Source organism: Robertmurraya sp. GLU-23 (assembly GCF_052983275.1).
In genome coordinates this window covers 180,211-190,716 of sequence record NZ_JBRKCV010000008.1, presented here as the reverse complement: position 1 = coordinate 190,716, position 10,506 = coordinate 180,211, and the positions used below count along the sequence as shown (strand labels likewise).

The following is a 10,506-nucleotide window of genomic DNA, read 5'->3' as shown; positions in this document are numbered from 1 at the left end:
TATTTACATAAAAAAAGTGTTGAGTTGTTAGACCTCTTACCTTTATAATGTGAGAGAAAGTTGTTCGAGAAAATGAAAGGGGATACAAAAGGCGGAAAATAACCAGTTACTTTTCATCTAAAGTTTTTTTTGATTATAGTGGTCGGACGTCTGATAACGAATGTTCCGATACAAAGGAGTTAATGGAAAATTTTTTTTAGAACAATTAGTAAGCGCTTTCTATAAATCTATAAATATATGCTTTTTCAGGTTTTACACTACATTATAGAGGTGAACAACATGAATGTATTATGGGGAATTTTTGGGATCTTTGTTGTTTTAGGAATTGCATTTCTTTTATCAAATAAAAAGAAGGCGATTAATTACCGAACGATTATTGGTGGTTTAGCGATTCAGCTGACGTTTGCGTTTGTCGTTTTAAAATGGGAAGCTGGGCGTTCTGCTTTACACTGGTTCACAATGAGAATTCAAGATGTGATTAATTATGCGAACGAAGGACTTTCCTTTGTTTTTGGACCTTTAGCAGGTGCAGATCAATTTGGATTTATCTTTGCCTTTCAAGTTCTAACCATTATTATTTTCTTTTCATCATTAATCTCGGTTTTATATTATCTAGGGATTATGCAGTGGTTTATAAAAATTATTGGCGGAGGATTAGCAAAGTTATTAGGTACAAGTCAAGCGGAATCCATGTCGGCAGCTGCAAATATTTTCGTAGGACAAACAGAAGCACCACTTGTTGTACGTCCATTTATAGATAAAATGACACAATCCGAATTGTTTGCTGTAATGACGGGGGGACTAGCTTCTGTAGCGGGTTCAGTCCTTGTTGGGTACTCTCTTTTAGGTGTTCCACTTGAATATTTACTAGCAGCTAGTTTCATGGCAGCTCCAGCAGGTTTGGTTTTAGCTAAATTAATGATGCCTGAAACGGAAGAATCAGAGACTTCTCGTGAGTTAAAAATGGAAAAAGATACAGAATCGGTAAATGTGATCGATGCAGCTGCTCGTGGTGCTGGAGACGGATTAAAGCTTGCTTTAAATGTAGGTGCGATGTTAATCGCGTTTATTGCATTAATTGCTTTAATCAATGGAATATTAGGTGGTCTTGGTGGACTATTTGGCTATGACTCTCTATCACTACAGTCGATTCTAGGAATATTGTTTTCTCCAATCGCGTTTGCAGTAGGTGTCCCATGGAATGAAGCGGTAGCCGCAGGAAGTTTTATTGGTCAAAAACTAGTTTTAAATGAATTTGTTGCGTATTCTGCATTTGCACCACAAATTGAGCAATTAAGTCCAAAAACCGTTATTGTAGTAAGTTTTGCACTTTGTGGGTTTGCGAACTTAAGCTCCATGGCGATTCTTTTAGGAGGTTTAGGTGGACTAGCTCCGAGTCGTCGATCGGATATTGCCAAGCTTGGACTTCGTGCTGTTGTGGCTGGGATGTTAGCTTCCTTACTTAGTGCGGCGATTGCAGGAATATTTATTTAAGCGTTTGCACCACATTTAAAAACTACTGTTTAAGGATGAGATATTATGAGAATGGTTGATTTAATAGAAAAAAAGCGTGATGGTCATGAACTAACTAAAGAAGAAATTGATTTTATGATTAAGCGTTATACAGATGGAGAGATCCCAGAATATCAAATGTCGGCCATGGCCATGGCGATTTTCTTTCAAGACATGACCATTTCAGAACGTGTACATTTAACGATGGCAATGGTAGAGTCCGGTGACCAAATTGACCTTTCTTCGATTGAAGGAATTAAGGTCGATAAACACAGTACAGGTGGAGTTGGTGATACGACAACACTGATTCTTGCACCCCTAGTCGCTTCTGTAGGTGTTCCTGTTGCTAAAATGTCAGGACGTGGACTTGGGCACACGGGCGGAACGATTGATAAATTGGAATCAATAAGCGGCTTTCAGGTTGAAATGGATGGGGAAACGTTTAATAACCTTGTGAATACAAATAAAATTGCCGTTGTTGGACAGAGTGGAAATTTAACTCCAGCTGATAAGAAGCTTTATGGATTACGAGATGTAACGGCAACGGTTAATTCCATTCCACTGATTGCAAGCTCAATTATGAGTAAGAAAATTGCTTCTGGTGCAGATGCAATCGTTCTAGATGTCAAAACAGGATCAGGCGCATTTATGAAGGATTTAGAAGGTGCGAAGGAACTTGCCCATGCAATGGTACAAATCGGTAATGGTGCGGGCCGTAAAACGATTGCGGTTATTTCTGATATGAACCAGCCGTTAGGTTTTGCCATCGGAAATGCACTTGAAGTCAAGGAAGCGATTGACACGTTAAAAGGTCAAGGACCAGAAGATCTCTATGAGCTATGTTTAACACTTGGAAGTAAAATGGTCTATCTGGCAGGTAAAGCAGAAAATGTGGACGAGGCACGGAAAATGTTAGCGGAATCGATCCAAACAGGGAAAGCTATTGAAACGTTTAAAACATTTATCGCTGCTCAAGGTGGAGATGATTCGATCATCGATGATCCGTCAAGGCTTCCAACAGCTTCTTTTACCTTTGAAGTGGTGGCCAAAGAGGATGGTTATATTGCAGAAATTATTGCTGATAAGATAGGGATTGCTTCAAGTATTTTAGGAGCAGGAAGAACAACCAAAGACTCAGAAATTGATTTAGCTGTAGGGCTTGTATTAAATAAAAAGATGGGTGATTCAGTTAAAGAGGGAGATTCACTTGTGACCATTCATAGTAATACACAAGAAGTAACTGAAGTAATCAATCGAATTTATGACGCTTATCATATTTCGCAACAGAGTGTAGAGTTGAACCCTTTGATTTATGACATCATTTATCGATAGAAAACAGGGCCAAATGAGTGGCCCTGACTTTTACAATTAAGATGTCGGACATCATACAACAGCTGGACTTTTATTTTTATGAAAAAGGAGAAAGAAAATGAAGGAATTACTTTTAAGTATTTTTGCAGGAATTGTAATAGGGGTTGTCTTTAAGTTCTTGCGATTACCATTACCAGCTCCACCTGTACTTGCGGGCGTGTTAGGGGTATTTGGTGTGTACCTCGGTGGTGTACTAGTCGATTTTATTTTTAAAACTTTTACAAACTCATAATTGAGGAAGTCAAGAGGAGGCTGTAGGATAAACCATCCATTCATGTTTGAGGAAGCGAAAATTGCAAGAGAAGGCATATGCTCCCTATTCAAAATTTAAGGTGGGGGCGACGCAGATGAAATGACGGTTATAGAACTATTGCCAGGAGCATTTTCTCCAGAGGATTTAACATAAACAAATAAGTTCCAAAAGGAAAGGTGAAACGAATGACGAAAAATATTGCAAACATGATTGACCATACACTATTAAAAGCCGATGCTACAAAGGATCAAGTGGAAGTCCTCTGTCAAGAGGCGAAAACACATGGATTTTTCTCCGTTTGTGTAAATCCTACTTGGATAGAAACGGCGGTTGGATTATTAAAGGGTTCTGATGTTAAAGTATGTACAGTCATTGGATTTCCATTAGGGGCAACGACTACAGAGACAAAAAGTTTTGAAACGAAAGACGCGATACAAAAAGGTGCCCATGAAGTGGATATGGTCATCGATATTGGCAAACTAAAAGACGGTGATGATGCTGCTGTTCAACAAGATATCCGCGGAGTAGTGGAGGCAGCCGAAGGGAAAGCACTTGTTAAAGTGATTATCGAAACCAGTCTGCTGACAGAAGAGGAAAAGATCCGGGCTTGTAAGCTTGCTGTAAAAGCAGGAGCTGATTATGTGAAAACATCAACGGGCTTCTCAACTGGAGGAGCAACGGTTGAGGATATAAAATTCATGCGTCAAACCGTTGGTCCGGAGATTGGAGTGAAGGCCTCAGGTGGTGTTCGTAACCGTGAAGGTGTAGAAGCGATGGTAGAAGCAGGTGCGACTCGTATCGGAGCAAGCTCTAGTGTGGCGATTATCCAAGGTGAAACGGGAAATAGTGGTTATTAATTTTTAAAAAAGAGAATGATAGTAAAAAAAATTCAATCAAACGTTTGATTGAATTTTTTTCTTGTTGTTTACTGAAGAGTATTCGTCCATTTTCTCATGTGTAATCCCATAAGGAGCGTTGCCTTCGGTATAGCCTGCAATGAAGGCACTAACCTTTGTTTAACTTGTGACGAAAACAAGTAAATAAATGAGATGTTTGAAGTTAGGTTTGAATTTTTTAGTCGCATTAGGAGATTTTTTTAGCGCATGGTCATGGGCCTAGGAATGTCCTTTCAAACAGAGGCGATTGAACATTAGTAATTTAATCAATTAAAGACTGGAATAGAATATAGAGAGAAAACCTATTGAAAGAATGGAGTAAAGTAATGCTTTTTTATAGGATTTAGTGTTCAAGTGTTCAAAAGCAAGAACCGCATTGTATATAGAGATACTTATATAACAAAAGATTAAAGCGACACTAAACTTCCCCATTAGTAGTGAGAATGTAACTAGTATTAGTAAAACAAACCCAATAATTTTTTGGACTAACTGAAATGGTTTATTGGTCACAAATATCACCTCAATACAAGACTAATAACATTATATAAATTTGTATATAGGTAAATATCGCACGATTTTCGATATAACAAATTGATCAGTATTGTATATGAGATAAGAAACAACTTGAAAAGTAGATAAAAAAACAACCCAATAACCAAAATTTGGGTTGTTTTTTTTATTGACATAAAATATATCCTAGTGTTAGGATAAAAAAGCACTAAGCTTAGGATAAATAATATTAGGGTAAAGGGAGAGAATATAAATGACAGTTTTATCAATTATTCTTCAAGTTTTATTAGGATTAGGATTCCTGATGTTTGGATTTATGAAGTTGGGTTCGAAGCAAATGGTTGAAGGATTTAAGCATTTTGGGTATCCAGGATGGTTTAGAGTATTTACAGGATTAGTGGAACTTATTTCTGCTGCTTTAGTTATTGCAGGTATTTGGAATGAAACATTGGCTGCATGGGGTGGATTATTTATCGTGGGAACGATGATTGGGGCTATTCTAACTCATATCAAAATTAAAGATACTGTCAAAAACATGATGATGCCAATCGTTTTATTAATATTAGGATTAATTGTTTTACTTATAAATTTTGGATCAATGATTTAAGCCCATTAACATAAAGTAGGGATTAAAATGGAAATTGAAATTATTAAACCACAGGATCAGGCGTTTGGACAGTTTGATGGCGGTAAAATAATAGAACAAAAACCCATTGGTTTTTCTGGAGAGGGATCGATAATAAATAGGCTAGGACCATTATTTTACTGGGCATGGGCAAAATCTGAGGGCGAAGGTGGTATTGGCTTTCATCCTCATCAAGGTTTTGAGATATTAACCTACATCATAAAGGGTAAAGGTCGTCACCAAGATACGCTTGGTACGATTAGTGATGTAGGTGCTGGTGGTGCTCAGGTGATGCAAACAGGATCAGGTGTACACCATGCCGAATCGATACTTGAGCCGACTGAAGGATTTCAAATTTGGTTCGAGCCTCACTTAAGCAAAGCTATAAAGCGAACACCCACATACTCCAAATATGTTCATGAAGATTTCCAAATCATTTCAGAAAACGGCGTAAAGGTGAAGACCATATTAGGTGAACGTTCACCAATCAATATCGTGACAGATGCCAAAATGTACGATGTTGAAATTGGAAATGGCGCAACCTATAAGTATGTTCTTTCACCTAATCGGACACTAGCTGGTTTAGCTATTAGAGGTAATGGCGGTGTTATTGATGAATTGGAGATTTCATTTGATAATAAGGATTTCATCATTATTCAATCAGAGGAACTTGAGACTTTTTCTATTCAGCCTAATAATGAAGAACTTCGGATCCTATTAATAGAGATTCCGACTGAAGTTGATTATCCTTTATACAGAAAGCCAAGATAACCTTTATTGATTTATAAAAATTATTGTAATAGGAGGTTCGGTGATTGGATCAAGGAGATGAACAAAGTCAGTTAGATTTAAAGTTGATTCGTGTTTGGTTGAAATCTTCCAAAGCCATTACTGAAAACATACTGAAAGTCATTGAAAGTCATAATCTTAATAGGGAAAATTTTATGACTCTGGAATTGCTTTACAGTAAGGGTCCGCATCCTGTCCAAAAGATCAGTGAGACTCTCTCTATTCCAAGTGGAAGTATCACCTACGTCGTGGATAAGTTAGAAAAAAAGGGGCTTGTAGAAAGACAACCCAACCCTAATGATAGAAGGGCTTCTAATGTCGTCATAACGGAAAAAGGAAGAGCATTATTTGACGAGATTTTCCCGAAACATGTTGCAACAATCTCAGAAAATTTATCTTTTGTTACTAACGAAGAGAAGGAACAGTTAATCTATCTATTAAAGAAAATAGGAATGGGTGCACAAAGTTTACAAAAATAACAGACAAAAATGGACTCTATGGCTAATATTTAGAGAAACATTATAATTAAAACAAGTTTTTCAAGGGTTGAAAGATAAGAGTGTAGATGGATTTTAATGCTGTATTCAACAAACGGGGACGATTGTTCTATATGAATAGTCACTTCTTGAGCTAAAGAGGCATCTTATTTCAACAAGGCCAAAAAACCATTGGGTGTAACTCCAATGGTTTTTTCTATCTTAATTCGGTTTATCTAAAGCTAACTTTAATCCAAATCCAATTAGAACAAGTCCTGTAGCTTTATCCATTATCTTTTGTACTTTTGGAGCCATTAGCCATTCACGTAAATAGTTGATAAAAAAGACATAAATAAAAAACCAAGAAATAGACAGAAGTGTGTATATAACACCCATTATTATCAGGTGCTGGGTGGCATGTTCTCCTGTTTTCACAAATTGAGGTAAAAAGGTTAAGAAGAATATGGCAACTTTTGGATTCAGTACATTCGAAAATAAACCTTGTTTAAAAGCGGAGTTATTTTGTTTATAAACACTTGCAGATGCCTTCTTTTTCCTTGAGATAAAGGAAGACAATCCTAGGTATATTAAGTAAATGGCACCCATGTATTTAACCATTTCGAATGCAACAGCCGACTGCATCAAAATAGCGGAAAGTCCAAAAGCAGCAGCGAATGTATGGACTAATGATCCCGTGGTAATACCTAGAGCCATTTTGTAACCCTCTTTTTTTCCGTCCGCAATGGTCCTTTTTGTAATAAGTGCTGTGTCAATCCCTGGACTCATAACAACAAATAACGAAAGGACTAGAAACGCAAAAAAATCATTCATTCTCCTCACTCCTTACTGACTTGTAAAATATCATTTGATAAAATAATATTTAATACTTGTTAAGTGTAGTTTAACAGAGATGCGAATGTATGTTAACTATAATTTAATAAAATTTAATTATATTTAATATTATTATTAATAAGGGGTAAATGGATGGAAAATATAGATATTGGTAAGAAAGTTGAGAAATATAGAAAAGCCAAAGGATGGAGCAGTAGAGAATTAGCAAAAATAGCAGAAATAACACCTTCCATGTTAAGTCAGATTGAACGGGGATTAGCCAATCCCTCCATTCAGACTCTAAAGGTTTTAGCTAAAGCCCTTGATGTTCCTACCTTTAGTTTTTTACTTGAAGAATCTAATACCAAAGATTTAGTTGTTAGATCAAATGATCGTAAGAAAATGGTTGTTGAAAACCTTTCGTATGAGTTATTGTCGCCGGATTTTACAGGAACACTGGCTAGCGCGATTATGAATGTACCTCCTAATACATCTTCGTCTGAGAAACTTTTGGAACATAAAGGGGAAGAAGTGGCATTTGTACTACATGGAAAAATTAAAGTGTTTTTAGATAATGAAGAATATATATTAGAAACGGGTGATAGTGTCAAAATACCACCTTATATGAAGCATAAATGGGAAAATAATTTCACGGAAAATGCCGTCATTCTATTTTCAGTGACTCCACCAGCGTTTTAATTTCTTGTTGAACTAAATTAGTAGGTTAATAAGGAAATGAACATAAAAAGTACAAACCTTATGGCCTGTACCCGTAAGAAAAACCGAATATAAACATAAAAAATAAAAAGATCACATCCGCCGGAACCATACTTAATAACACTAGTAGCCAAGTCGTCTTACCTTGCACGCTTTTAAAGTCCCATATAAATCCCCTCTTTATATAAATAACAAAACGGGCATTCCTTAAATAAGGGATGCTTTTTTGCTTCTTTAACAATAGGGGCCGTTTTATTCTATAAGGTCGAAACCTTTTTCTTTCTTGGACGTAATCTCATTAGGTAATGAAATCCTTATGGGGGTGTAGTTGTTGAGAAAACAAGATGACATCCGAGAAAAGAGTGAAATCGAAACAGATGATGGTTGGAATCGAACCTTTTATGGAAGCCCTACTATCGGTGGAATTATAGTGGTAGTAATAGTAATATTTTATATAATTTTTCAATAAATAATGAACCAAATGGGGTGAATGATTATTAAAAAGATGCCATTGTTATTAGTTGTCTTAATGTTATTACTTACCGCCTGTAGTTCAGAAATTTTTACATTTTCTGGAGAAACAGATCTATGGTCTGCTGAATTAAAGGTTACCCAAACCAATGATGACTATGAAACACAGGAATTTAAACTTCAATACAAAGGTAAAGATATTAACTCCGTTGGTGAATTAACTTATCATATCGAGACTAATGCGGGTGGCTTTGGAGAAAGTGGTATAAAATTGACAAAGGGTGGTTTTCTTATCGGTAAAGATGAAGCGAATCCAACCAATGCCAAAGTTATTGAAGATTCTGAGGTGAAAGTGACAGTGGAATGGAATGGTAATACGGAAACCATTTTATTAAGCAAGAATTAAATAGAAAGCTATCTGATACGATCCTTAAAAAGGGATCGCTTTTTTTTATAGGAGGCCATTTATCCGAGAAAGGTAAATCCTCTTTTTGTTCAATTAGAACCCAGATGAGGGTATCGGCAGGGTTTGATCATTAAGCGGAGAAATTTCGCTTAATCAAAAAATTGCACTGAAAATAGCTCAAATAGACGGAGGGATTCCGGCTATTGACTCAAAAAACGTGAAAATGGGTAATATTATTTTGCTTAACCGGAAAACCTCCGCTTATATACCATGAAAAGAGCTCTACTCGGCAGTCTAACCGGAAAATCTCCGTTTAATTTTCAAACTCTGTTTACCATAAAAATTGAGGCTTGAGGAAGATTCCTCAAGCCATAAGGTTGTTTATTATTTTTTTTCATTTCTTAGCATTTGCTATAGCAAAAACTTGCACCTACAATGATGAGTAAAATAAACAATACGACAATTAAGATAAAATCGTTTCGATTATCAGGACAAACAGGATATGCATATCCATAATCAAAGGCAGGAGCGGTATAGGTAGGCATTGGGGCCATATTTGGAGGAACATTAGCTCCAAGAGTCGGTGCCGCGTTAATGTTTGGATACATGATTACACTTCCCTTCGTGTAAGGAATTTCTCTATATTATACTCTCGAAGGGGAGTTTGGAGCCCGTCTATAAAAAAATGGGTGAATGTCATGGATTGTGTATTACATGGAATAATAAAGATAGTGAGCATATGAAATGGAACTTTTGTTATGGTGCACGATCGGACGCTGCATTTTGTATGCTCGACCGTTTCTATTCCAACTTGCCGCTCTGAATAAATACTTAAAAGAAGGCCTTGTTACCAACTTTGTTATATAAGCGGATTGATGACTACCCGGTTTTCTTTTTTCATTAAGAATTTGAATCATTTCTTCGGATGATCTTATATTAAATCCATGTCCAAACAATGTACCATCATTAAGGAGAACGGCATTAACACCTCTGAAATGTGGTGTTCTTCGATCAAAGTCAGGATTATTAACGTACAGAACATCTCCAGGTAAAAAGTGATTGGAATAAAAGGTATTGATCCCTAGGTCTGTATCTGTATGCCAGCTGTAAAGATATAGATCTCGAAACAGTGAATTAAATAAATGGCTACCAATACTATTCAATATGGCATGGTAATAGATGATTGGAATAGCAGTTGCACATTCAAATGCATAGAGTGAACTATTCCGATAAATATCCAGAATCGCATCAGCTGGTTGCACATCGGTTCTTAAAAGGAACCCGCCTCCCCTTGTTAATTGCCAATACCTGGGGTTGCAGCGGGCATAAACAAAGGTTGTAAACACGGCTTGACTATTGTTCATTTTTCTCGCACTTTCGATAATATTCTTTCGCACTTGAAGCTCAAACCATAATTCATACTCGGAATAATAAGAATATAAAAAGGAAGCATTCTGCATCTGTTGAATGATTGTTTTCTCCATACTCCCAAGTTGCCAATTTTCATTTGGTTGAAACGGGACCCCTGATATTTGGATCATACAAATCCCCCATTCCTATACGCTTTCATCTGCATTCATATCTATCGTATTCTCATTTTTTATTAATCATGTTAATTATTCATGTGGGTCAAGGGTAAGCGTGAATAG

At 36.5% G+C, this 10,506-nt stretch carries 13 protein-coding genes; 10 read left to right on the top strand and 3 right to left on the bottom strand.

Annotated features, from left to right (window positions below; translation table 11 throughout):
- Positions 1-279: 279 nt before the first annotated feature.
- The 7 genes from ACVBAX_RS14805 to ACVBAX_RS14775 all read left to right on the top strand — a co-directional run bounded on the left by ACVBAX_RS14805 (position 280) and on the right by ACVBAX_RS14775 (position 6,435).
- On the top strand, positions 280-1,494 hold the full coding sequence (locus ACVBAX_RS14805; protein WP_447117670.1) for a NupC/NupG family nucleoside CNT transporter: 1,215 nt from the start codon (positions 280-282) through the stop codon (positions 1,492-1,494).
- 45 nt (positions 1,495-1,539) lie between these two features.
- The gene (locus ACVBAX_RS14800) at positions 1,540-2,844 is read left to right on the top strand and encodes a pyrimidine-nucleoside phosphorylase (protein ID WP_447117669.1); all 1,305 of its coding nucleotides are present in this window, start codon (positions 1,540-1,542) and stop codon (positions 2,842-2,844) included.
- Positions 2,845-2,941: 97 nt separating this feature from the next.
- Complete coding sequence (locus tag ACVBAX_RS14795; RefSeq protein ID WP_340902151.1) at positions 2,942-3,115, top strand: XapX domain-containing protein; 174 nt, start codon at positions 2,942-2,944, stop codon at positions 3,113-3,115.
- 206 nt (positions 3,116-3,321) lie between these two features.
- On the top strand, positions 3,322-3,993 hold the full coding sequence (gene deoC / locus ACVBAX_RS14790; protein WP_447117668.1) for a deoxyribose-phosphate aldolase: 672 nt from the start codon (positions 3,322-3,324) through the stop codon (positions 3,991-3,993).
- Positions 3,994-4,795: 802 nt separating this feature from the next.
- Positions 4,796-5,149, top strand: a complete 354-nt coding sequence (locus ACVBAX_RS14785) for a DoxX family protein (protein ID WP_430776291.1) — start codon at positions 4,796-4,798, stop codon at positions 5,147-5,149.
- A gap of 27 nt (positions 5,150-5,176) precedes the next feature.
- Positions 5,177-5,938: a pirin family protein gene (locus ACVBAX_RS14780; RefSeq protein ID WP_447117667.1), complete on the top strand. Its 762-nt coding sequence runs from the start codon at positions 5,177-5,179 to the stop codon at positions 5,936-5,938.
- Positions 5,939-5,982: 44 nt separating this feature from the next.
- Positions 5,983-6,435 carry a MarR family winged helix-turn-helix transcriptional regulator gene (locus ACVBAX_RS14775; RefSeq protein WP_447117666.1) on the top strand — a complete coding sequence of 151 codons (453 nt, stop codon included), beginning with the start codon at positions 5,983-5,985 and terminating at the stop codon, positions 6,433-6,435.
- Positions 6,436-6,654: 219 nt separating this feature from the next.
- Here the strand turns inward: ACVBAX_RS14775 and ACVBAX_RS14770 are convergent, their stop codons facing one another.
- Complete coding sequence (locus ACVBAX_RS14770) at positions 6,655-7,263, bottom strand: LysE family translocator (protein WP_447117665.1); 609 nt, start codon at positions 7,261-7,263, stop codon at positions 6,655-6,657.
- A 153-nt stretch (positions 7,264-7,416) separates the two neighbouring features.
- On the opposite strand from ACVBAX_RS14770, the gene ACVBAX_RS14765 reads away from it, so the two are divergent.
- The 3 genes from ACVBAX_RS14765 to ACVBAX_RS14755 all read left to right on the top strand — a co-directional run bounded on the left by ACVBAX_RS14765 (position 7,417) and on the right by ACVBAX_RS14755 (position 8,857).
- Positions 7,417-7,962 carry a helix-turn-helix domain-containing protein gene (locus ACVBAX_RS14765; RefSeq protein WP_447117664.1) on the top strand — a complete coding sequence of 182 codons (546 nt, stop codon included), beginning with the start codon at positions 7,417-7,419 and terminating at the stop codon, positions 7,960-7,962.
- 346 nt (positions 7,963-8,308) lie between these two features.
- Positions 8,309-8,449 carry a hypothetical protein gene (locus tag ACVBAX_RS14760; RefSeq protein WP_447117663.1) on the top strand — a complete coding sequence of 47 codons (141 nt, stop codon included), beginning with the start codon at positions 8,309-8,311 and terminating at the stop codon, positions 8,447-8,449.
- 21 nt (positions 8,450-8,470) lie between these two features.
- Positions 8,471-8,857 carry a hypothetical protein gene (locus tag ACVBAX_RS14755; protein ID WP_447117662.1) on the top strand — a complete coding sequence of 129 codons (387 nt, stop codon included), beginning with the start codon at positions 8,471-8,473 and terminating at the stop codon, positions 8,855-8,857.
- Between the two features lie 401 nt (positions 8,858-9,258).
- Here ACVBAX_RS14755 and ACVBAX_RS14750 read toward each other — a convergent pair whose 3' ends face one another.
- Together ACVBAX_RS14750 and ACVBAX_RS14745 are read right to left on the bottom strand one after the other, a co-directional pair.
- Positions 9,259-9,465: a YjcZ family sporulation protein gene (locus tag ACVBAX_RS14750; protein WP_447117661.1), complete on the bottom strand. Its 207-nt coding sequence runs from the start codon at positions 9,463-9,465 to the stop codon at positions 9,259-9,261.
- Positions 9,466-9,567: 102 nt separating this feature from the next.
- The gene (locus ACVBAX_RS14745; RefSeq protein ID WP_447117660.1) at positions 9,568-10,398 is read right to left on the bottom strand and encodes a protein-glutamine gamma-glutamyltransferase; all 831 of its coding nucleotides are present in this window, start codon (positions 10,396-10,398) and stop codon (positions 9,568-9,570) included.
- Positions 10,399-10,506: the final 108 nt, after the last annotated feature.

What these genes read in the sequence shown, in the direction of transcription:
- ACVBAX_RS14750 (WP_447117661.1), bottom strand. Translation starts at nt 9,465, where the DNA reads ATGTATCCAAACATTAACGCGGCACCGACTCTTGGAGCTAATGTTCCT.
- ACVBAX_RS14755 (WP_447117662.1), top strand. Translation starts at nt 8,471, where the DNA reads ATGATTATTAAAAAGATGCCATTGTTATTAGTTGTCTTAATGTTATTA.
- ACVBAX_RS14800 (WP_447117669.1), top strand. Translation starts at nt 1,540, where the DNA reads ATGAGAATGGTTGATTTAATAGAAAAAAAGCGTGATGGTCATGAACTA.
- ACVBAX_RS14765 (WP_447117664.1), top strand. Translation starts at nt 7,417, where the DNA reads ATGGAAAATATAGATATTGGTAAGAAAGTTGAGAAATATAGAAAAGCC.
- ACVBAX_RS14805 (WP_447117670.1), top strand. Translation starts at nt 280, where the DNA reads ATGAATGTATTATGGGGAATTTTTGGGATCTTTGTTGTTTTAGGAATT.
- ACVBAX_RS14795 (WP_340902151.1), top strand. Translation starts at nt 2,942, where the DNA reads ATGAAGGAATTACTTTTAAGTATTTTTGCAGGAATTGTAATAGGGGTT.
- ACVBAX_RS14785 (WP_430776291.1), top strand. Translation starts at nt 4,796, where the DNA reads ATGACAGTTTTATCAATTATTCTTCAAGTTTTATTAGGATTAGGATTC.
- deoC (WP_447117668.1), top strand. Translation starts at nt 3,322, where the DNA reads ATGACGAAAAATATTGCAAACATGATTGACCATACACTATTAAAAGCC.
- ACVBAX_RS14745 (WP_447117660.1), bottom strand. Translation starts at nt 10,398, where the DNA reads ATGATCCAAATATCAGGGGTCCCGTTTCAACCAAATGAAAATTGGCAA.
- ACVBAX_RS14770 (WP_447117665.1), bottom strand. Translation starts at nt 7,263, where the DNA reads ATGAATGATTTTTTTGCGTTTCTAGTCCTTTCGTTATTTGTTGTTATG.
- ACVBAX_RS14780 (WP_447117667.1), top strand. Translation starts at nt 5,177, where the DNA reads ATGGAAATTGAAATTATTAAACCACAGGATCAGGCGTTTGGACAGTTT.